Origin of the sequence: Rhodococcus zopfii NBRC 100606 = JCM 9919 (assembly GCF_001895025.1) — a bacterium.
Classification (GTDB): domain Bacteria; phylum Actinomycetota; class Actinomycetes; order Mycobacteriales; family Mycobacteriaceae; genus Rhodococcus; species Rhodococcus zopfii.
In genome coordinates, this window is the sequence record NZ_BCXI01000061.1 from 1 (window position 1) to 22,469 (window position 22,469).

Genomic DNA, 22,469 nt, shown 5'->3' on the forward strand with positions numbered 1-22,469 from the left:
AGTGGGCTGCCCTCGGGTGAACCTGTCGCGGCTGACCACGGCGGGTGGTGACTGTTCGGGTTCGCGCCGGAGGCGCTGCCGGGCACGGCCGATGGTCATCTCCCGGTTGGTGGTCTCTGGTGGTTGCGGGTGACCGCCTGCCGGCGGTGGGCCTCCGGCCCGAACGTGCGCACCTCACCTCGGGGCGCCGCACCCGGCTGGGCTCGTCGCGGTGGTGGCGCAGGCTTCCCTTCGGCTGCCCGCGGTGGTGACAGTCGGGTCGTCGGGCTGCCCTGGGGTGACCTCAGGCCACCCTGACAGGCAACCCCGAGCAGGCCCGCATGGACGCTGCACGCGCCGAGCCCCCAGGGACACCCCACGGCTGCCCCCAACCCGGCCACCCACCAGACCGCCGGCCAACCACGATCTGAGCGGAGCGAAACCCCCGGCCAACTCCTCCCAAACCGTGCACCACCGGTGAGCCGCACACCCGAACCACACACCCACCCCGCCCAGGCGCGGTCACCCCTCCCGACCCGGCACACGAGGATGCGCCGCCGAAATCAGAAACCCGACCCCGCCACAAGCCGCGCGAGGCAGCGACCACCGCCGAACACAGGACCGCCCCCAGACCGGGAGCCGCGCCGACCCGAGGACCCCCCGGTCAACCACAGGGCCAACCCACCCGGCCCGGCCACACACCCCAACCGCACCCCTCCCACGCCGCAGGCCCACAGGACACCCCCAAGACCGACCACCACCACAACCCGGCAGCCAACAACGATCCGGCCGGAGGCCACCCCCAAGCCACCTCACCAGCCCGGCACACGAGGATGCGCCGCCGAAATCAGAAACCCACCCCGGCTGGAACCGCGCGAGGCAGCGACCACCGCCCGGCGACACCCACCGACCTGGTGCGGCACCGTGGCGCGCCGCCCCCGGGAACGAACCACCACCGAGACCACGCAGGTCAACCCCGGCCCCCCTGCCGGGCGGCCGGGAGCCTGGGGAGCCGACGCCCTCAACCCAGCCCACTGGGCTGGGTTGCCCGGCCACCCTCCGGGTGACCGGGACGGGCACCGACACCCCAGGACGAACACCCCCAACGACGACCACCTCCCACCCAGGGACACCCACAGACCCGGCCACCACCCGCCAGGCGGCCACCCCACCCACCACACGTGGCTGGGTTCTGTGCGCGACGCGTGGTGTGGGCGGCGGGCTGGTGGTTCGGGCACCCTGTCAGAGCGTCTACGTATGATGGACGTAGACACTGATTTGAAGTCGGGAGGGGCGGTGCTGTCCGTGAATACGGTGGACACAGACTCGGCGCGGGAGCAGGCCGCGGCCTTGGACGCATTGCGTAGTGCCTACGCCCGAGAGGGTGACGAGCGCGGCCGGCTCGCGATGGCCACCGCGGTGACCGGTGCCGCGTTGGTGCGCGCTCGGGAGATGGGCGTGCCGTGGCGTCAGTGCCAGCAGGCTCTCGGCGGGATCAACCGGGCCGCCGCGAACGTGCGATGGACGAACGCGCGGCAGCGAGCTGCTGCCACCGAGGCGGTCGGGGACGCCTCCCCCGGGGTGCTGTCCGAGCTTGCGGACCGCTGGGGCGGCGACCGCCCGCTGCGCGAGCTCCAGGCCCTCGAGATCGCCGCGGAGTGCGGTGCTCGCCAGGCCGGCGAAGTGGAGCGAGTGGCGTGCGAGGCGGAGCCGGGCCGCCGGGACTACGAGATCGATGACCTCGTCGGTCGCACGGTCGAGGACGCGGTCGAGACCGGCCGCCTGGCCCTCGTGCGAGTCGCCCGGAGCGGTCCGGTCCCCACGCTCGAGGCGTGGCGGATCGTGTCGGAAGCGGCCTCAGGGTTCCGGCCCCTGTGGCGGCACACCGACCGATGATCTGCCGGGCGCCGCGGTGACACGCCGGAGTGCCCCTGGTGGCGGGTTCACCGGTGGTCACCACGTGCTCCCCGTACGCTGAGATCGGTCACGCCGCCCTCCGTGGTGGTAGCGGAATCCGATCCGATCGAGGAATCCGACCCTGTCCGCCCCCCGCGGACGGTGGTCGCGGGGTTGTCGTCCAAGTGCCTCTGGTGGTCGCCTGGACGCGAGCGTGACGACGGGGCCGGCTCCTTTCGAGGGGCCGGCCCCAAGTCATTTCCGGACCCGGCTCGGGTGTCCCCTGCACCGCTTCGTGTCTCCCCTGGAGACCGCTGTCCGGCCAGGTCACAGGGCGTCGACGCGGGCGCGCTGGGCGTGGGCCCCTTGGGCTGCAACAGGTGGCGAACCGCCGCGGTCCACTCGTCGCTATGAGCACTCGAGCTGACACCAGCGACCTCGCCTTCGCGTTCGCGAGCGCACCGCTTCCGGCAGTCGTCGGGGTCGGAGCGCTCGCGCTCCTCGGCCTCCTCGCGTTGGGTTTCGCGCTGCACCAGCAACCCCGGCTCCGAGCCCTGCCTCTGGCGGCCCCTGACGAGCTCCGCCGCGGTCATCGCCGCCACCGTGGCGGTCGCGTACTGGGTGCTCCCCTGAGGGCCCCGCGCTCCCGCCCGAGCGGCGGGCGGTAAAGCGGTCGAGGGGCCTGCGCGTGCTCTCCGCCGGACTCACTCGGTGAGTGGTGTCTCCCTGCTCGGTCGGGCGTCTCCCGGGGAGACCGCTGTCCGGATCCCCTGGCGGCTCCGAGGGCCCGAAACGCCGCACGCCCGCTGAGCGCTCCGCTCCCCCATTTCGGCACAGGAACCCCAGATCGCCTTTTTCGGCCGCGAGCGTGGCTCTCAGGCGGCAAAGCGGGCTCCTCCGGTTCGCGTTCGGGACCCCGGATCTCGGATGGGCCCCGAAACGCGCCAATGGGCCGCTGACGCATCGACGGCGTAAATCGGGTCCGGGAACCCGCCGGACGCCGTTTCGGACGCCAGCGGGCCGCACAGGCGCCCACACGCCCCACGTCAGCTCGGCCCGTCGGCGACCGATTGCGGCGAGACCGCCCTCGGTGCCGCCGGACCGCTCACGGTCGCTGGCTCCGATCCCCGACGAGCCCGCGCCGGCCGCCCGCGCCGAGCGCGGCTCCCTCGCGCCGTGCATCGCACGGGAAACCCGCGCGTCACACGGAACACGCTAAACACGCGATACACGCATTACCCGGGTAATGCACGGAACACGCGATACCCAATAAACCAGTGACCAGCAAGAAACGCTGGCAACCAGTGAGACAAGCGAACCGAGCGCAACCCCTGGACAGCGTGCAACACACGGAACCCGAGATACACGCGAAGCACGTTCAACACGTGGCGCACACGGGTCACTCGATACACGCGAGACCAGCGGGACCCGCCATACGTGTGCATCACTCGACACCCATGACACACGCGTTACCCGCCAGCCCCTGTGTTCACATGAAATGCGCGATACCCGCTTTACCCGAGGACGCCGGGACTCACCCGAGACGCTCGACACCCGCGATACCCGTCCACGCCCCGACTCCCCCGGCCCGCCCGGGTCCCTCGATACACGCGCTACCCGGCATTGCCCGGACTCCCCCGAGACCCGCGATACCCACTTCACCCATGTATGCCGGGACTCCCCAGCGTCACTCGATTCCCGCGATACCCGAGGCCGTCGGGACTCACCCGAGATGCGCGACACCCGCGATACCCGTCCACGCCCCGACTCCCCCGGCTCACCCGAGTCCCGCGATACCCGTGCAGCCCGAGACTCCCGAGAAACCCGTGACTCCCCCACCCCCAAGAGTCCCGCGCGACCCGTCCAGCACGCGATGCCCGCGAATCCCTAGACACCCGTGGAACACGTATGGCACGTGATTCACAAGAGGCACGCGTTTCACCCAATACCCGGGTATTAGGGGTAAAGCGTGGAACACCATAGACACGCGAAACCCGATGTCAACCGGTAGAACGGGAAACCCAGGAAACCCGCTGAACCGGGACAACACGCGAAGCACGCGATCAACGTGACACCCAAGATGCACGCGAAGAACGGGAAATAGGGGATACACCAGCCACACGCGATACCAGCGCAACGCGACACACACGCGAAGAGCGGGTTACACGCTGTGCCCGTCGAACACGAGATACAGGAGATACACCGGCATCTCGCAATACCCGGTCATCACGCGCCACACCGGTTACCCACGGGGTACATCACACACGCGATACACGGTTAGCGATGGAAGAAGGGGGACCGGGGGATACCCGCGATACCCAGTGAGAACGTGACTCCGGTGAAGCCCGTGTCACCCGCGATACACGCTGTTCCCGTCTGACCCATGCCACACGCGTTATCCGCGCCACCCATGCCACCCGCGAAACCGGGGAATCAAGTGCGACACGCGACATACGCGATACACGTGGCATACCCGATACCAGTGCTATGCGTGATACCCGTGACCAGCACGGAACCAGGGAAACAGGGGAGACCCCCTAAACACGCGCACCACTAGATACCGGGTGGACACACGAGACACGCTGTCCACGCGCTACCCTGCAACCACGCGAACCCCTCCAGTCACGAGAGTCACGCGCTACCACCGGGCATCGTGACACACGCGGATCGCGTGGAGAACCACCCACCTACGGTTCTCGCACCACATCAACCACCAGCACTCGAGGAGCTGCCGTGCAGCCTACGAATCTCGTAACCCCCTCGCACCGACCCAGTGGGGGAGGGGTCCGATGAACCTGACCCAGGCGGAACTCAACGCCGCACTCGACAAGTCCTGCTCGATGACCTCCCAAAAGGGTGGAGTCGCGAAGACCACCACCACCGCCCAGTACGCGAAATTCCTAGCGAACGTCGGCATGAAGGTCCTGGTCGTCGACGCCGACACCAACCGCAGTATGACGGTCCTCACCGGCACCGGACCGACTGCGGAGAACCCCGTGTCGATCGCCGACCTGATCAAATACCCGACCGAGCCCAGCATCATCGCTCGGGCAGCGCACCTGGCGACTGAACCGTGGCAACCCGATACCACCCGGTCCTGGAAGCTCGGGGGAGCGCTCGTACCTGGAGGATCGGTTCACGTCGTGCCGTCGCCAGGCGCGCCGCTGCAGCAGATCGCGGACGAGAAGCCCGCGGCCGCCCACCTGCGCCTGTGGAAGGGACTGCACGAGTCTGGACTGTCCGCGGACTACGACATTGTCTTGATCGACTGCCCACCATCCGTGGGTTCGACCACCGAGCTCGCGATCCTCGCGTCCGGCTGGGCCATCTTCCCGGCCCATCCCGAGCTGCTCGGCACGGTCGGGTTCGCTGACGGAGTCCGAGCGGTCCAGCACTTCGCCGAGGCCTGGCGCCACCCGCTCGCAGTGGCGGGCGTCGTGGTCACCAAGGTCAACCGCACCACCGAGCATCGGGTGGGAGTCGAAGGCACGGTCCAATTCGTGAGCGGGACCTGGCCGGATTCTGGCTTTGAAGCCGACGATCCGCGGGACGCATTTGCATCAGGGGTGTGGGCGCCGGCGATCAACGAGGCCGCGTTCGTCGCCGCCGCCAACGGTCGTGGCGAATCCGTCGCCGACGCTCTGCCCTCGATGTTCACCGCAGCGGGGGAGCCGAAGATCAACACCGACTCGCAGTTGCGCCTGGTGTCGGCTTACATGCGGCACGCGCTCAACCTTCTCGCGTTGCTCGCACCGGAGCGGTACGAGGACACGATCGAGAAGCTCCAGAAGGAACAGCTCCCTGACGTCATGCGTGAGGTCCTGTTCGAGAACCCGCTCAAGTTCACCGTCGAGCCCGACGACGAAGACGACCATGTGCCGGCCGCAGACGCCGGTGGAGATAAGGGTGCGGCGGTCGCCGTAGCCGCCGCAGAAGGAGTTCAGTAATGGCGAAGATGCAGTCAGGTCGACCGGACCGCTTCGGAGGCGCGCCCCTGCCGTCGGCGTTCGGCGGGGCAACGGCACCCACCACGGCACCTGCAGCTACGGCACCTGCAGCTGTCGAGCCCTCGCTGACTGCGGTCCCTGAGCCGACACCGGTAGTCGGGGCGCCCGCGCCCTCTGTAGTCGAGGCAGCCCCGGAGCCGAAGGCTGCCCCGGAACCGACGAAGAAGAGCCCCGCATCACGCAGCAAGCGGGTCGTCGAATCCACCAACAGCGAGGTTCGGCGCAAGTACGTCGAGTGGGACCAGGCGATCGAGGACGAGTTCCAGGACGGCTGCGACGACTGGTACGGCGACCGCGACCGTCGTGAGCGCAAGCGTCGTCTCGGTCGCCGTCCGTCCGACAACGCTATGGTCATCGCGTTGATGCGCCTCGGCCTCGAAGCGATCGCCAAGGACCCGAAGGCCAACGATCGGCTCGAGGAGTTGCTGCCGGTCGACGCCCGGCGTCGCCGGAATTCCTGATCTTCCTATATATAGAGCACGGTATCCCCGGGAAGGCCTTGTGTCTCCCGGGGATACCGCTGTCCGGAATAAGAAGCCCGGAGGCATGACGGTGCTCGCCTGGCCAGACGAGCACCGTGTTCGTCACTAAGGGCGAGTGCAGCCGTTCCCTGCGCACATCCAGCCGTTTCCGAGCATCACGCCACTCTCCGGTCCGGGGATGACGTTCCCGGCCTCGTCGCAGAGCACGTCGTAGCCACAGGTGTACGGAATAACGACTTGGTTAGCGCTCGGGTCGACCACCTGCGCGCCGCTCGGGTACGTACAGACGGCCCCGTCGCAGACAGGGGTGTTCGCTGCGACCTCTTCTGCCAGGGCCTGATCGTGGACGGACTGGCAGTAGTCCGAGTATCCGGTGACGGAGCCATTCGACCAGTACGTGGTGATCGGCCCCATTCCGGGCTGGCAGTCGACGATGACTGGCTCCTGCACGACGATCGTCTCTACTGCGATCGGTTCCTGCGTTGGCGCCGGCTCCACCGTCTCCGGTGCTGCTGCAGGTTCGGATTCGTGCGTCGTTGAGGTAGGGGAGGGCTGTGTAGTTGAGGTTTGTTCAGGGGACGCGGCTGGGTCGGAACTGCACCCGACCAGCACCAAAGCCGCTGCCGCTGTAACTGCCACACACCATCGCTTCATCTCCTCAATACCGGCGGCATCGACTTCCCTGTTACGACGGCCACGGTGATCTTGAGCGGCCATCGCCCGGCCTCGGCCTTCGTCCGGCATACAAGACACCTGCCCCGCAGAACCTTTAGCGTGAGAAGCCGCCATCTCCACGGTGTTGGCACCGCGAGCGGCTGGCCAATCAGGGCGCGGGCCGGTGTTCGCGCACTCGTTGGTAGAGCTCGGCCTGAGTTCGCTCTTGCATCCTCGCATCTCCCCGGGAGACGACTGTCCGAATCCTTCGTCGGGTTGCTGAGTCGGCAGTGAGAACGCCTGACCTCCGACATAGGGCGCGTTGTCCCCAGCAACACCCTGGCTCCCGGGGATACTGCTGTCCACGGTCTCCGATGGGTTGGAGCGAAGAGTATGGAGGACGAATGACCCTGATCCGGACCTTTCGTGATGCAGAGCTGAATGCTGCTAAGCACATGCGCAGCATTGGTATTTCTGACGCAGAGGTGACAGGTAATGGTGCCGATGGTGGCATCGACGTGCGCTCTGCAGTTGCGATCGCCCAGGTGAAGTTCTTGAGCATCCCAGTCGGACGCCCTGACCTACAGCGCCTCGTCGGTGCTCGCGCCGGCAATGAACGGAGAGAGATGCTGTTCTACTCCAAGTCTGGCTACACCCGAACGGCACTCGAATACGCCAACGCCCATCGGATCGCGTTGTACACGTTCGATACCAGCGGGACAGTCACAGCCGTGAACACAACGGCGAAGGTAACGGGGTCCAAGGGCGCGCGAGATGTCGCGACCGCGAACTGGATTGAGATTCGTGAGGCGAACGCTGCTGCCTGGGCCGCCGAATACCAGGCCAAGGGAACGCAGAGGAAGGTGACGGAGTCCAAGGGCACGCGAGACGCCACGACCGCGAAGGGGAAGGTAGCGGGGTCCAAGGGAACGCGAGACGCCACGACCGCGAACTGGATTGAGATTCGTGAGGCGAACGCTGCTACTTGGGCCGCCGAATACCAGGCCAAGGGAAGAGGGAGGTAGGTCTCCATTCCCGAGAGTGCGCGTACAGGTGGAGTTCGACTGTGAACACTTGTGCGACCTGGCCATTGCGCGTTGGTCCCACTGTTGACGTCTTTCGCGGCGCTGATCCAAATAGGCAGGTCAGTCGGGTGGAGAAGCGGCATGGTCCTATGTCGCGACCACCACGCCAAACCACCCAGGAGGACCGCGATGACCGAGACGATGCCCGCGCGATGGGACCGCGCAACGGCGACCACGCTCACTCGTCTCCGCGAGACGACAGGCCGCCCGGTCAGCTTCCTGGTGACTCAGGCGGTCCTCCACGCAACGAACGACAGAGCCGATCTGACCGACTACTTCGCCACCCCCGCCCGCGGAGACACTGTTCGCACGACCGTCACCCTGCACGGCGACGTCGCCGGCAAGCTCGACTCGATCGCCGCAGCCCACCCGTCGGCCAGGGGAGTGCGCAGCAGATACGCCGTGGTGCGGGCCTGCGTGCGCTGGTGGCTCGACACCGACCTCGACGACCTGTCCGCTCGCCTGGGTGGGCAGTGGCTGCGAGTGGAGGCGCGTCGTGCCTGAACCCCGTCAGCTGCGGCGCCCGCGCCGAACCACCAGCGGGCCGGGCTTCGTGCAGATCCCGAAGACGTTCGAGAAGCAGTGCCTGGTCGACGAACTCACACTCGAAGAGATCGGACTGCTCACCCTCGCGAACACCCACCCCGAGACCAAGCACGTCGGCGCCCTGTACCGACCGAACGAATGGAACGATGAGTTCGGCGGGACCGCGCACGTCGGACGACTCCTCGACAACCTGCAGTCCAAAGGCAAGATTGTGGTCGACGGGTACTGGATCCTCATCCGCAACTGGATGCCCACGCGCGGGTTCCGGCAGCCGAAGTACTTCTCATCCGGTCTCTACAGCCTTGTGCACCAGGTCGACTCGCCGCTGCTGCGGATGGTGATCGGAACCGAGCTGCTCGGGCTGCGCCTGTGCGACCAGACACCGGCGGAGCTCGAGAAGAGCCGGATGTACCAGTACGCCGCGGAGTACTGGGAGGAAATCACCGGGTGCCCGCTGATTCCAGCGGGTTCGATGACCGGCGACCTGTTGCGGCCGCCGGAGGAGATGCTTGATCAGCTGGCGGTGATGTCCGGCGCGGAAGCGGCATTCAAGGGTCTGACCCAGCGGATGTGGTCGGTGATCGATGAGCCCTTGCGGGCCCCTCTGCAGCGATCGCTGCTGACGCGATTCGGGGATAACCGGTTCGGGCACCTCAACAGTCGGCTCGGATAGTCGACGCTGTCCGCCCACCGCGGCGCACCGGCGGTCCACCAGTGGTGGACCGCCGCCTTCGTCTCGCGGCCGGCGGATCTCTTGCAACTCCAGGGTGTTCGGCGAGAGACGGTGAGCGCAGTCAACCACCGCCGCACGCCGGCTGATCCGAAGGAGTTCTCCATGCCCGCCACTCGATCCGCAGAACGCACCGAGTTTCTCACCGACGTCTTCACAACGGCAATGGAAGGGGGCGTGTCATACTGGGCCTCGGTGCGCGAGTACCGGCACACCGAGTCGCCGCGTGCCGTGCTCGTGCGCACCGAAGACCTGATTCTCGACCAGGAGAGCATGAGCTGGGTTCCCGGCGAGAACGCCGAGACGCTCATCGTTGACCTCGACGTGGTGGCGCGGGGCATCAACCGAATCACCTATGGCCCAATCAAGTACCTGCCCGAGTCCCATCGCGTGCTTGTCGCAGCCGCGAGCCGGGAGAACGACATGATGCCGGTGAACGGGCGGCATGGCGACATCGACGCCGGGGTCGCCGACAGCATCGTGCAGGCGGGGCTTCTCGGCGAGATCGTCTACGGCTGACCGCCAGCACACAACGACTGAGCCCGTCTCGATCGCATCGGGCGGGCTCAGTCGTTGCGGCGGATGAGCGGCGCGGACCGTGATTTTGGGCTGTCCACCGCCCATCGACGAGTCTGTTTTGTCCGATATTTTGGGTGGTATAGGTGTGCCGTAGGGTATGCCATTCTCCGTCGGCTCCGATCTGGCACAGCTCTGCCATACCCAATGCCGATTCAGACTATTCGGACAGTCATTGGGTATGTCATCCGTGACATGGGCGGCGGGATCCGGCATCATCGCCGCAGTTCAAGACACCTGCTCTGCAATGACTCTCGTGTGGCGTAGGGTATGCCGCCCATTCGATCCGGCATAGGCATGGCATAGGGGTGGCATACCCATGGCATACCGCCTATCGCGCGAATAAGAACTGAGAAATAAGAACTACGAGTGGTCACCTTGGGTAGGTGGGGGGTGTGGGGGGAGGGGCAAATTCGCGACGAACCGTCGCCACGCGAACGCGACCTGCAGCCAGCTCGACGCTGCGTACCCGACGGCCGTCGCCAGGCCGCAGGCCCGCTGTCCCGACTGACGCCGGGACACCCAGATCGACCCGCCCTCTCAGACGCCCTGAAACACGCGATCCGGTACAGGAACCCACCCCGCGCCCTCCAGGCGCTCCACGGCCCCGCACACCCATACGAAACCCCGCCCACAGAACGCGTCCCCAGACGCCCCTCCCCGGGAGCTCGTCCGCCCGGTCCCCAACTCCCACCCACCGGATGCGCCGTTCGCGGGCGCAGGCCTTGCCAGCCTCCGCTCGTGCACCCTCACCGAACAGGCGGCACGCCAGAACGCGGCCGAACCACGACAGAGCTCGACCGGGACACCGAAACCACTGGACACAGACCTATTTCGTCGTCCAACCGGACTGGAGAAGCGAAACCGTAGCCTTTCGCACACCACCACTACCACCGATCGAAAGGCCCCGGTATGCCCACCTGCGCAGCCGCGGACACCGACCTCGCCGCCGTCGTCTCCGACGCGGTCGCAGCCGCGCTTCCCGCCTTCATCGACGCTGTTACCGCAGCCGTGCTGTCCGACCCTCGCCTCGCCGTCCGCCCGGACGACACCGCCTGCACACCCGCACCGGCGGATGCCGCCGCTGCCGATCTCTGGGCGTTGCTGGCCGCCAACCCGAAGCACCGGCCGGCCGACCCGGACGCGTGGATCGCGGCGGTCGCCGAGCACTACTCGGCCGCTGCGACGGCACTGGCGTGGGCATGGTCCGATCAGTGCCCCACCGACTACTGGCGTCGTCTCCGCGGTGCGCCGGGCACTGCCAGAAATGCAGGGCGCAGCACTCGTAACGAACTCGACCAGCTGCTGTCCGAGCATTCCCTTGCGACCGATCGAGATCGGATCGACCTCGTCGCCGACCTCAGCGCTGCAGTCGAGACCGTGCGGGCCGCGATCGCCGCACGGCACTCTCCGAAGGTGACCTACACCTGGCGGCGAAACCTTCTCGCCGCCGCGCACGTCACCGGCGACGACCTCGGCAAGGCCGTCGCCGTCATCAGCTGGTGCCTGCGCACGCGCCCGCACTGGCAGCGCACCATCACTCAGGCTCCGTCGAAGTCAGCCTTCGAGAAGATGCTCGGGGACTGGCGCGCCGATGGGCAGGACTGGACGATCGCCGATGTCGCCGAACCCGAGATGGCTGAGCAGCTGCGCGATCTCGGACGGACATGGACGAGGTACCAGAGCGAGCACGGGGGAGGGGCGCCTCCGTCTGTGCCCCGCACAGGCCGCAACCTCCACTGCGCACTTGCAGGCGACGGCATCGAGGCGGTTCCGGCCGCCGAGCTCGCTGCGTTGATGCGGTGGTGGTTCGACGAGGGCAATGCCCGATTCCACATCAGGGACGCCGATTTCCCAGCTCCCGACGTTGTGTCGCGCGCGCTGCTTGCGATGCGCACCTCCCGAACCACTGGCCCGTCGAACGGTGTCGCCGCCACCAACACCGCAGCATCCGGCGTGCGCGCCCATACCGACCTGAGCGAACTCGAAGGACTGGCATGACCACACCCAGCAGCCCCCACAGCATCGCCGCAATCCTCGGAGGTGTGACCACGATCGAGGTTCCCTGCCGTGACTGCGGCACTCTCGTCGCACGTCCGGCTCAGCTCCCTGGCCGCCCGGAAGGCTGGCGCGACGCTGTCCGCTGCCCGGCCCATGCCGCGGCAGCACGAGTAGACGCGGCGTCCGCCCGCACCGCCTCCGTCCGAGACCGCAATCGCCAGACCTGGATCGACACCGTCCGCGCATTCGACGCCGTCGCCGGCTACGAGTACGCGAGCGTCGACGAGATCGACTCCACCAAGACCGCCGCCGTCTGCCGCCGCCTTGTCGACACCCACACCGCAGCCGATCCGAACAGCGGTCATCGAGGCGGCATCGCGCTTATCGGCCCCACCGGAATCGGCAAGACCCGCGCCCTGTTCGCGGTCATCAATGCGCTCGCCCCCGGCCGCCGTGTCCTCGTCGGCAGCGAAGACACCGTCCTCGCTGTCGACGTGCCGCCGTGGGAACTCGCCGCCGCGATCGCGGCCCGGATCACCGGAGTCGACGTCCTCGGCATCGACGACGTCGGTGTGTCACTGCGTCGCCCCGACGAGCGGATGCTCGCGTGGAAGGCGTTGGCCGATGCCGTGGCCCGGGCACCGCACCCGGTGACTGTCGTGCTCACCACGAACCTGCAGGGGTGGTCGGCGCTGACCGACTGGGTCGGTGCGCAGGCAGCGTCGAGGTTGTCCGGGTGGATGCCGTTGGCGTCCCCGGGGTGGACCGACCGCCGCACCGGCAGAACACATGAGCAATGGCGCCATGACCTGTTTGCCGCCCAACGACCCGAGGAGCGCACCCGATGAGCCAGCCTGAGATCGAACTCCCTGATGCCCTCGACGTTCCCCGCCGCGGTTGGCTGCGCGGCTTGTTCGATCGCGGTGCTCCGGACTTCGTGGCGCAGATGCACGCCGCGGTCGCCGCGATCCGGTCGAGCCGTCGACCGGAGTACATCGCGGTGTTCGGGGGTAAGGGCGGCGCGGGGAAGACGACGACCACCACGGGCCTCGGTTCGGTGCTGGCCGGGGTGATGCGCGATCGGGTGGTGGCTCTCGATTCCAACCCGGACAAGGGGACGTTGCGGCTGAAGTTCCCGGCCGGTCAGTCCGCCCGGCCGCTGCATCTGCTCGCCGGCCGCACGGGGCAGCTTCGCAGCTACTCGGACCTGCGGCCGTTCCTGCTGTCCAATGGACTCGGTCTCGACGCGCTCACCTCGAGTCGGCACCGCGATCAGGCCGCGGACGGGGTGGTGTACGCGGAGATTCTCGACTTCCTCACGGCTGACTATCGGATGGTTGTCGCAGACTGCGGAACCAGTGCGACGTCCGACACTGCCCGCGAGGTGCTGTCCCGCGCAACGCAGCTGGTGGTCGTGACGCCGGCGCAGATCGACGGGTTCTATGCGCTGCTCGAGACGCTCGATGAACTGGTCGACATGCGGCACCGGGATCTGCTCGGTGATGCGGTCGCGGTCATCAACGGGATTCACGAGTCGTCCTCGGTCGACGTCGACAAGATCCATGCCGACCTCAAGCGTCGGGTGCGGGCGGTGCGGCGCATCCCGCACGACCCGCACCTTGCGGCGGGTGCGGCGTTCGATTTCGCCGAGCTGCAGCCGGCGACGAAGGTGGCCTACGTGGAACTGGCGGCGACGGTGACGGCCCGATTCCGGTGAAGGGATTCGGGTGAAGGGATTTGTACGAGCGACGACAGTGAGGTCCCGAACAGGGCTTTCCCACGACTTGCTCGACTGCACCGAGTGCCGGCTCGACGATCAGAGTCGGTGGGTCGCGGTCATCTCGACTGTGGCTTCGAGATTCGAGAAGTGAGCACCCGCAAGACTGCCTGTGGTGAGGCGTACGAGAGGAGACTGCAGGGAAGAGGGGGAGCGATCATGAGCAGTGCTTTAGATAAGCACCTCGCCGTATGGGTAGGTGAGGGCTGGCAGGTCGAATCTCGGGGGGAGGGCTGGGCGATGCTGATCTTTACCGAGCGGGGACTGCTTGTTGCTGACTCGGACACCACGAAGGCGATGGCCCGCGTTCGACTTACCGAGCGTGAGGATGGCACCGTAGACAGCAAGCTTCTGAACGCATGGACTACGAAGGCTAGCTACGGTTTGCGCTATCGGCGGACGAGAAATCGGGCAGCGAGGAGCTGACCTCCGCGTCCAGTTGGATGCAGGCTCCTGCCAGAGTCGCCGGCCGACTGCTTGAGGACGGAATGAGCGGTCGAGCGGTGAACGCCCGCATCACCATCCGCGCCGACCAGAGCGGCCGCTGCCGCTCCCGGACTGGCACGATCGCCTTACCTGTGCTGCGACTTTCGGTCGCGCTTCTCGGTGGGGACCCGTGGAATCCGCCGGTACACGCACCGGAGGGTTGTGCGCGGGCACTCGCGCAGACCGTGGTACCAGAGCCTGCAACGGCCCGATCTGGACTACTGGCGACATCGCCGGACCGACGACGCACCAATCGTGGTGCACGACAAGGTCACGTTGGTGAACTGATCAAGGACGATCCGAAGCCGGGGCCAGAACGTGACGCTCCGGCACCCGGGATCTCGAGTTCTGGTGCGGCTGTCCGGGTCGTCTCGGCTCGCCGCGCACCGTCGGCGACGTCTGCAACACCCGGCCTGCGCCGGCGGCATCGTCGGATGCGCCAGCTCTCACCGACACTCTGGAGGTACACGTGAACGCCGACAACCGGATCCCGATCAAGTCCCCGTGGGGCGCCGTGCAGTACGGCAGGGTCCTCGCCGACGGAACCGTCTCCACGGCCGGGCACGGCGGCGTGCGGATCAGCTCCGAACGGTTGAAGCAGATGCCCGCCGCGCTGCGGATCGGGCGGCGCCGCTGGTTCGAGGAGGACTGCGAAGCTGCGCTTGTCGGCCTCGCGTTCGCAGACGACCTCGAGCTCGACGACCGCCGTCGGGCGTCCATGGCCGCATCGGTCGCCGACTGGTTTCCGGACAAGTGGGAGGCGCACTTCGGCCGCACCCTGAAGCCGGGCCAGTCGCACAACCGAGACAAGGAGAACTTCGAGGCCGCGACCATCAACGAGATGGTCGTCGACAGCGCTCTCGGAGACTGGCACGAGGACGTCCCGCAGGGGCTGGTGGGGGTCACCGCGATCCGCCGCTGCGACGGCACGCGTGCCCGGTTCCAGGTGGCCGCGGACCGATACGCAACGCGGGGCCGGTTCGGGTACGTGATCGACGAAACTGTCGATGTGGTGTGGTCGTCCGCGCCGAAGCTGGCGGCGTAGCGCAGTCCCGCAGGTGTGCCCCGGGGCGACCCCGGGGCACACCTGTGTTGGTCCCGATTCGGGGCAGCTGTCCGCGCCGTCAGCGACTGCGCGAGCGTGGTGCGGCACTGCAACACCCAACATCCCGACTCGCGAATCTTGCGGCAAATCACCGCCGACAGTGAGGAACCAGCCATGGGATCAGACATCTATTCGTCCGCTCGACTGGAGATCGCGAAGGACAACGCCGTCGCCTCGGCACTCGCATCCACCGTTGAACGACTGCTGGACATCGCCGAGATCGGCGGTGACATCGACACCACCGGCGACCACATCGACACCGTCGCCTCTGCGGTTGCCATGGCATTCGACGCCGATGAGGTGGACGTCGATTGTGGTGGAGATCAGCTCGTGATCTCCACTTCCGGATGGGGGCGCCGACGCGGCGTCGCCGAGACACTGCAGATCCTCGCGGACGCGGGTTTCACCGGTCAGGTCACATGCGAGGACGAGTGCTCCAAGCGGTGGCGCCACCGAATCGGCGATGACGGACAGGTGCGCCTCGACGACGCGACGACCGTTTACTCCGGCGGTCCGATCAGCGAGGTGTGGATCGTGCAGATGCAGTCCCCGGACGACGGCGAACTCGATCACGTCGCCGTGGTCGGGGCGCATGAGGATGCCGAGGCGATCCTCGCAGGCTGGGTCCGAGATGACGTGCGCGCTCTCATCGCCGAGCGAGTCCTGGATCAATCGCGCATCGACCTCGAGAGCACGGACTTCGCGCTTCTCGGGCGGTGGGCCGAGATCGGCGGCGTGAAATGGGAGGTCTACCAACCGCGTTGACGGGCGATGCGGTGCCGGGCCGGTGTGCAACACCTCGGTCCGGCACCACGCAGTGTGGTGGACGTCCCCACCAGCTGAACGAGAGGCCGACCGTGCAGATCCCCGACATCACCAACGGAACGCCCGTCGTCGTTCTCACTCGCGGGTTGCCGGCCAGCGGCAAGAGTTCCCTTGCGCGCCGTTGGGTCGCTACGGCACCCGAGCACCGTGCTCGGGTCAACCGCGACGACCTTCGCGTCGAACTGTTCGATGCCGAGGGTCGACTCTCGGAAGACCAGGAGGTCGCCGTCACGGCCACCCAACGGGCCCGCACCATCGCCGCGCTCGCGCAGCGCCGGTCGGTTGTGTGTGACGACACGCTCCTCGACCCGCAGCACCTGTCGAGTTGGATCGAGTTCCTCGCGCCGCTCGGTGTCGCCATCATCATTGTCGACGTGCCGACACCGGTCGACGAGTGCATCCGCCGCGACCGCGAACGCGGCGCTGCCGGTGGGCGGCAGGTGGGGGAGGCGGTCATCCGCATGCTCGCCGACACGTTCGGCTACCCCACCGCTGTGTGACTGGCACGCCGCTGATCTCCGCGAGCCGGTAGTGGCGAACCCGGCGCACATCATCTCAGGCAATACAGCACAGGGACAGTCGTCCCGGAAAGATTGAGGAACGCATGGAATACGCTAACGGCGATGTCATCGAACGAATCGAAGACGTCGAGGATTCAGCTGGGTTCGGTGCCCATACGGCGTTGTTCCTCCGGTCCTTTGGGGTTGGACTCAGGTGGACGTTCGTTGTGGCTCTGCTCCCTGCTGTGGTGGTTCCCCTCGCGATCGGGCAGTCCGATCGCTTCGCCGCAGTGTGGGAGTCGATCGAGGGCTTCGCAGTGGCATGGGCAGCGGTCGGCAGTGTCGTCCTCGGCGTCTCGGTCGTGGTCGCCGCCCTGACTCCGCGAGGGCGGGCAGCGTTGCGGTACATCGCGGAACACGCCACACACCGTCGGCCCGGAACAGTCGGCACGGACGGCGCGCGAATCGAGTGAGCGTGGCGAAGTTGGGGCCCGGTCCGGCATTCCCGGACCGCGCCCCAGCGTCATCGGGACGCCGCAATACTCCCGGCACAGTGACGCTCGCAGGCGAGTTGGTGATTCAGGTCGACGAACTCGAACAGCGCAATTCCCCACCGTGTCAGCGAACGAGCGGGCGGCCTGTGTATATCCGCCGTACGAAAAATGCACCCATTGGTCCTCGCCCTTCTTCAGGTACACCGTCTCGTAGATTTCGCGCAGATGCGGCTCGCTGATTGGGGTTCGGGTGATCGTTCCCCGCCCGACGACCTTGCGCCCGTCGATGTGGAACAGGTCGTCGATCTTGCCGCGACGTGTACTGATCTGCTCGAAGCCCATGTCTTTCATATGCACGACGACCGCCTCGTACATCTCGCGGTGACCGATGGCCGGCTTCAACACGCTGACGTCAAGCTCCAAGACAACTCCACAATCTCGCGGGTGCAGCGCCGAAGCGTATCCGATAGATCCGACAGATCCGACAGATCCGACAGGGCCGGTCAGGCCGGCTATAGGTGGTCCGTCGGATGACCGGAAATCGGGGGCTGTGACGACGGCTTCGTGGTGGTCGAGGTTGTCCCGTGCTCCTACCGGTGAAATGGCTGATTGTGCTGGTCCCAGTGTGTGCCGTGCCCTGTCGTTCGTACATGCCATAGTGAGCGCATGCGGTCGACCTGCTCGCTCTACATCGATGCCGGATACCTGCTCGCCTCGGCCGCGACCCGCGTGACCGGCACGTCCCTGCGCAGCGGCATCCACGTCACCTACTCCACGTTGATCAGCTCGCTGGTCGACACCGCTGAAGTCCGGTCTGGTCTGCCGGTGCTGCGGGTGTACTGGTACGACTCGGCCCGCAACGGGATCCCCGACGTGCAGCAGGAACGCATCGGCGAGCTGCCCAAGGTCAAACTCCGCCTCGGCCGTTTCGGTGTCAACGGCGAACAAAAAGGCGTCGACCTGCGCATCGGTCTGGACCTGGTGGCCCACGCCCGCAACGGAACCTCGGATGTGTTCTTCCTCGTCTCCGGCGACGACGACCTGACCGAAGCCGTCGAAGAAGCCCAGGTCCACGGGGTGCAGGTGGTGCTGCTCGCCGTCCCGACTGCCACCGGTGCCTCGCATGGGGTGAGCCGGCACCTGATCCGCGCCGCCGACGAGCTCGACATCATCGACGGTGCGACCGTTGATGATGCGGTGCTCAAGGTCGATCGCCAACCGGTCCCCGCGCAGGTTCCTGTACAGCCGACACCGACACCGACACCGACACCGACACCGGCAGCGACATCGACGCCGGCCCCGGTCCCGGCACCGAGGCCGGCCGCCCGAACACCCCTCGACGCGGCGGCCCGAGCACAAACCCCACCGGCCCCGCCGCGACGGACCAGTGTGCTCGCCTACAGCAGCACCACCGGATCGTCGGCGCAGGTCCTGCCCGGCTACGACCCCGATGACGAGGGCGACGACGAACAGGTGATTGACGAGGTGGTGATGCGGGTGCTGGCCTCGTTCCGGGAAAGCGCCACCGCCGAGGAGAAACTCGAGCTCGAGCGGGCCCGGCCGTCGATCCCACGAGAGATCGACCGTGCTCTGCTGCTGGATGCGTCGGTGGCGATGCAGATCTACGACCTGGACGAGGACAGCCGGTATCGGTTGCGGGCGCGTTTCTGGGACAAGTACGACCAGGGCTGAACGTACGACACAGAAGATCCACACGAAGACCTGGTTCGAGTCGACGGCGGGCCGGTCTTCGTCGGTACCGCCAGGTCCTCGTAGGGTACGAGCGTGGACAACAACGGACTTACCGTCGCGACCTGGAACACCATGTGGGCGAGCGGGACCGGGTCCCGCGCCGGGCGAGTACGCCGTCGCTTGGAGGAGATGGACGCGGACCTGCTTGTCGTGACCGAAGGCCAACGCGACCTGCTCCCGGCCGGCAGCCATGTGGCCGACGCCGGCACGGACTGGGGATACGACATCACGTCGCATCCCCACCGGCGCAAGACCCTGCTGTGGTCGCGGTGGCCGCTCACGGATGCTGTCGCGCTGACGACCGGGGCGGGCGCTGGCAGAGTCCTGGTCGCCCAGGCCTCGACTCCGATCGGCCCGGTGAGGGTTCTCGCGGTGTGCATTCCGTGGGCGAGTGCCCATGTCAGCACCGGGCGCCGCGCCGCGACGAGCTGGTCCGAGCATCTCGAATGCTGCGATCAGATCGAGAAATTGGCGGCGCAGTTCGATCCGCGGACCCCGACGATTGTCGCCGGCGATTTCAACCAGCGTGTTCCGAGGCGTCGCCAACCGATCCGGGTGTACACCCGGCTGCTCGAGGTGATGGACTGCTGGAGGCTGCACACGGCGGGCGAGGTCGAACACGGTCCGCTGATCGACCACATCGCCTCCGACCTCGACTGCACCTCGGTGCGCACCTGGGCAGGTGGCGACGATGAAGGAAGGTTGAGCGATCACGCGGGTGTCGTGTGTACGTTGCGTGTTCCTGCGCAGGGATAGATGCGTGCCGTGCGTGCATCCAACGCACCCTCTACCGAGGGTGTGACGAATAGGACATGGGAAAGAGCATTTCGAGCGCCTTCATTGCTGCTCGCAGGAGGGTCCTCGAGGGCATGAAGCTCGAGGTCGAACACGGTCCGCTAATCGATCACATCGCCTCGGACCTCGACTGCACCTTGGTGCGCAGCGTCCGAGCTGGGGTCGAATCCACGGATCAGCGCCTGCCGCAGCACGCACCTTGTGGCGGTAGCACCCGTGTCACTTTCCCGATCCGGGCAGCCCCCCGCGGTAGACACTTTTCACACCGCTCGCCCGCTTTCTCCGTTCGGACGCTTCGACCTTCTCGATTTCCATCTCGAGAGCTCGCTGTAGCGTCACGCCCACGCGGGGACCATCCGGATACAGCTCCAGACCTTCGTGCAGCAGCTCACGCTGAGATTCGTCGCACGACAGCGTAATCGACCTCATCATGGGTATCAGCGACTTGCGTAGTTGCGTGGGTGTGTGCTCGCGCGTGAACTTTCGCACAGTCGAAAGGACCCGGTCTCGGGCAAAGGAGAGTGGATCGGAGGCACGCCATTGTGCGTATGCCGATCTTCTCTCAGCCTGCGCCCTCTGCGTCCCCTTCTTCGCCACACGTAGGGCTTCGGCCCTGCAGACCTCGCACCTTCGGTTTTGGTGGGTCTGTCGTCCACACTTACACATTGCGCACCTCGTCGTGGGTCTCCTCAGATGTGAACTGCCCGGTGTGGTCGGTCCCGCAGCGCGACCACACCATGCACAAGAGTCATACAGGGCCCGTCCCTCTGTTGCTGTGGGATAGATCCGTGAAGTAATGGGAGTTCGTGTCGACGCGCGTAGTCCGGTGAAACCCACGCTGATTCGGATCGATCCTGGACTTATCGCGGCGGCGGTCCGGATGTGCGGTTCTCAGCCCGTGACCGTCCCTTGATCGTGCTGGTGCGAGAACCGGGGCCGCGTGTGCGAGAGCGCGAGGCGATCTTCCAGTTCCCGTTCCATCGCGCGCAGCTTCGTCAGACGCGTATGTCCCGCCGCCGTGCGATCGAAGCCCTGCTTTTGCTCGTCCCGAATACGCAACCTGACCGACGCGAGCGTGCGCTGAAGATTCATCACGCTGTCCGGTGCTGCGTTCGCTGAATCGCTGCGATTGCGCTTCTTCGACGCCTTCTTCGGTGGTTTCGATGCTGAGGTGGAGGCCGGATCGGTTGTGGCTACCACGCCCGGCTGGGATGCGTGCGAGGTTTCAGACGACTTCTTTTTCTGCTTTCGTGGGGAAGCGGCACGGCGCACGTTATTGAGGCTGGCCCGCGCCTTCGCCGCCGCAATGCGATGCTGTTCTTCTGCAGGGGTGCTCGAGGCTGTGGATCCGCCGAGTGGTCGCAGTCCGTTCGTCTTGAGATGCTTCTCCGCGGTTGCGATGATGCGTTCGTGCTTGGCACATCGTTTGCATCGCTTCGGCTTCGATCCGGGAACAGCGGACGGTGCTCCGCACCAACTGCATACGGCAGTTCGGCGGTGGGGCTGACTTGGACGGGGCCGGTCCGGGTCGACGGATCCGGCGCCCTTCGCATCGCGGACCCCCCACACCGGTGTGCGTACCTTGCTGGCCGGCTGCCCGGTGTGAAGGTGCACCCCGGATCGGCGAACCCGAACCATTGAATCCTCCTGGGCTGAATGCGGAACCACAAGGTATAGCAGGAGCCCGACACTTTCGGGCTACTTCGATCTGAACGACATCGGGGAGTGAGAAGTCGCCCGATCCCCACGGTTCCACCGCACCGAACGCCGTGGGAATGTTCGGGCTACTGCTGCTGCGCTCCGGCCATCAGGGGAAGAGCACGGAATGTCGGGGGCCTCACGCACAATTGCCCGATGCCGCGATGCACACGATTCCACCTCGATGGAACCGCCTGTACGAACACCACCACCCATGTCGACAACTGGTGCCGCCAGGATGACTGTCCCGGCTTCACGCGCCCGGATCCGTCATCTGCGCCCGTCACGTTCGGCGCACCCCGCGGCACCGACACCCACATCCACAACACCGCCGAGATGACCACGGACATGGATCTTGACGACGTTCCCATGGTCCACGTCAGTATTCGTGCGGCAGACAGTTTTCGGTTTCACCACGGTGGAGACCAGCGCAGCGCCGAGGTGCAGCTACGCAACATGCTCGAAGATTTCCTGTTGAAGTCCGCGCGCAAGCTCTCGGCCACGGGATATCTGAGTCTGGCCCGGCAAGGATACGAAGTGGTGCTTTCACCGGACCGAAGCTCGATCACCGCTTACTCCACCGTCCACCGCGAACGTACGTGGGAACAGGTCAAGAGCGGGGTCCCCTCGCGCGTTCGTCGTTTCCACTCCCCGCGGCAACCTGCAGTTCCCCGCGAGATGGGGCCGCCGGTCCCTCTGGACCGGTTCGCCGTCGTGTTCGATGCGAGCGAAGTGCACCTGACCGCTCGTGTGATCCGGTCGTACGCCAAACTCTGTGGTCTGCCCGCCCCGGTGGACGACGACCTCGACACCGCGATTCGTGCCTGCGCCGCCAAGCTGCCCGCCGGCATCATCACCCAGCGTGACGATGGAATGTTCGAAGTCGAGCAGGCAGAAAGGATCTGGCTGATCAATCCGGACTGTCGAACCTTGATCGGAGTCAAATCCGCCAGGCCAACTGACGTAGACGGTGCCGGCGCCGAAGTTCCCGGCCTGCGCCCGCCAGCTGCGATCTGATCACCAGTCCACGGCGAATCAACACCGGTGGATCAGGTAACCAGTCCGGCGCGGAAGGCAGTCA

The 22,469-nt window shown here is 66.5% G+C and carries 20 protein-coding genes; 17 read left to right on the top strand and 3 right to left on the bottom strand.

What is annotated here, in order from left to right:
• Positions 1-1,284 precede the first annotated feature (1,284 nt).
• The 4 genes from RZ1_RS27545 (at position 1,285) to RZ1_RS27555 (ending at position 6,343) form a co-directional block, all read left to right on the top strand.
• On the top strand, positions 1,285-1,875 hold the full coding sequence (locus RZ1_RS27545; protein ID WP_139282023.1) for a hypothetical protein: 591 nt from the start codon (positions 1,285-1,287) through the stop codon (positions 1,873-1,875).
• 410 nt (positions 1,876-2,285) lie between these two features.
• Entirely contained in the window at positions 2,286-2,543 is a 258-nt protein-coding gene (locus RZ1_RS30255) for a hypothetical protein (protein WP_139282024.1), read from the top strand.
• 2,121 nt (positions 2,544-4,664) lie between these two features.
• Entirely contained in the window at positions 4,665-5,822 is a 1,158-nt protein-coding gene (locus RZ1_RS27550) for a ParA family protein (protein ID WP_083583960.1), read from the top strand.
• Complete coding sequence (locus RZ1_RS27555) at positions 5,822-6,343, top strand: hypothetical protein (RefSeq protein WP_139282025.1); 522 nt, start codon at positions 5,822-5,824, stop codon at positions 6,341-6,343. The genes RZ1_RS27550 and RZ1_RS27555 overlap by 1 nt, the downstream gene beginning before the upstream one ends.
• A 126-nt stretch (positions 6,344-6,469) precedes the next feature.
• Here RZ1_RS27555 and RZ1_RS30260 read toward each other — a convergent pair whose 3' ends face one another.
• Complete coding sequence (locus tag RZ1_RS30260) at positions 6,470-7,108, bottom strand: hypothetical protein (RefSeq protein ID WP_139282026.1); 639 nt, start codon at positions 7,106-7,108, stop codon at positions 6,470-6,472.
• Between the two features lie 314 nt (positions 7,109-7,422).
• On the opposite strand from RZ1_RS30260, the gene RZ1_RS27565 reads away from it, so the two are divergent.
• The 10 genes from RZ1_RS27565 (at position 7,423) to RZ1_RS27615 (ending at position 16,649) form a co-directional block, all read left to right on the top strand.
• Positions 7,423-8,043, top strand: coding sequence for a restriction endonuclease (locus RZ1_RS27565; protein WP_072815913.1), 621 nt, complete (start codon positions 7,423-7,425; stop codon positions 8,041-8,043).
• Between the two features lie 189 nt (positions 8,044-8,232).
• Positions 8,233-8,607, top strand: coding sequence for a hypothetical protein (locus RZ1_RS27570; protein ID WP_072815915.1), 375 nt, complete (start codon positions 8,233-8,235; stop codon positions 8,605-8,607).
• Positions 8,600-9,322: a hypothetical protein gene (locus RZ1_RS27575; protein ID WP_139282027.1), complete on the top strand. Its 723-nt coding sequence runs from the start codon at positions 8,600-8,602 to the stop codon at positions 9,320-9,322. Before RZ1_RS27570 ends, RZ1_RS27575 begins: the two co-directional genes overlap by 8 nt.
• A 162-nt stretch (positions 9,323-9,484) precedes the next feature.
• Positions 9,485-9,898: a hypothetical protein gene (locus RZ1_RS27580; RefSeq protein ID WP_072815919.1), complete on the top strand. Its 414-nt coding sequence runs from the start codon at positions 9,485-9,487 to the stop codon at positions 9,896-9,898.
• Positions 9,899-10,867: 969 nt separating this feature from the next.
• Positions 10,868-11,956 carry a hypothetical protein gene (locus tag RZ1_RS27585; protein WP_072815921.1) on the top strand — a complete coding sequence of 363 codons (1,089 nt, stop codon included), beginning with the start codon at positions 10,868-10,870 and terminating at the stop codon, positions 11,954-11,956.
• Entirely contained in the window at positions 11,953-12,804 is an 852-nt protein-coding gene (locus RZ1_RS27590; RefSeq protein ID WP_072815922.1) for a P-loop NTPase family protein, read from the top strand. Before RZ1_RS27585 ends, RZ1_RS27590 begins: the two co-directional genes overlap by 4 nt.
• A complete protein-coding gene (locus tag RZ1_RS27595) occupies positions 12,801-13,673 on the top strand; it encodes a MinD/ParA family ATP-binding protein (protein ID WP_072815924.1) in 873 nt (290 codons plus the stop codon). Before RZ1_RS27590 ends, RZ1_RS27595 begins: the two co-directional genes overlap by 4 nt.
• A 1,015-nt stretch (positions 13,674-14,688) precedes the next feature.
• Positions 14,689-15,264, top strand: a complete 576-nt coding sequence (locus tag RZ1_RS27605; RefSeq protein WP_072815928.1) for a DUF7007 domain-containing protein — start codon at positions 14,689-14,691, stop codon at positions 15,262-15,264.
• Between the two features lie 174 nt (positions 15,265-15,438).
• Positions 15,439-16,089 (top strand): hypothetical protein, encoded by a 651-nt coding sequence (locus RZ1_RS27610; protein WP_072815930.1) that lies wholly within the window; start codon positions 15,439-15,441, stop codon positions 16,087-16,089.
• 92 nt (positions 16,090-16,181) lie between these two features.
• Positions 16,182-16,649 carry an AAA family ATPase gene (locus RZ1_RS27615; protein WP_072815932.1) on the top strand — a complete coding sequence of 156 codons (468 nt, stop codon included), beginning with the start codon at positions 16,182-16,184 and terminating at the stop codon, positions 16,647-16,649.
• 155 nt (positions 16,650-16,804) lie between these two features.
• On the opposite strand, the gene RZ1_RS30265 is transcribed toward RZ1_RS27615, so the two are convergent.
• A complete protein-coding gene (locus tag RZ1_RS30265) occupies positions 16,805-17,566 on the bottom strand; it encodes a hypothetical protein (RefSeq protein WP_139282028.1) in 762 nt (253 codons plus the stop codon).
• Between the two features lie 243 nt (positions 17,567-17,809).
• On the opposite strand from RZ1_RS30265, the gene RZ1_RS27630 reads away from it, so the two are divergent.
• Both RZ1_RS27630 and RZ1_RS27635 read left to right on the top strand, forming a co-directional pair.
• On the top strand, positions 17,810-18,835 hold the full coding sequence (locus RZ1_RS27630; protein WP_083583966.1) for an NYN domain-containing protein: 1,026 nt from the start codon (positions 17,810-17,812) through the stop codon (positions 18,833-18,835).
• A 93-nt stretch (positions 18,836-18,928) separates the two neighbouring features.
• Positions 18,929-19,651, top strand: coding sequence for an endonuclease/exonuclease/phosphatase family protein (locus RZ1_RS27635; RefSeq protein ID WP_072815937.1), 723 nt, complete (start codon positions 18,929-18,931; stop codon positions 19,649-19,651).
• A gap of 930 nt (positions 19,652-20,581) precedes the next feature.
• Here RZ1_RS27635 and RZ1_RS30275 read toward each other — a convergent pair.
• Positions 20,582-20,962, bottom strand: a complete 381-nt coding sequence (locus RZ1_RS30275) for a hypothetical protein (protein WP_139282030.1) — start codon at positions 20,960-20,962, stop codon at positions 20,582-20,584.
• Positions 20,963-21,544: 582 nt separating this feature from the next.
• Here RZ1_RS30275 and RZ1_RS27650 point away from each other — a divergent pair.
• Complete coding sequence (locus tag RZ1_RS27650; protein WP_072815942.1) at positions 21,545-22,405, top strand: hypothetical protein; 861 nt, start codon at positions 21,545-21,547, stop codon at positions 22,403-22,405.
• Positions 22,406-22,469: the final 64 nt, after the last annotated feature.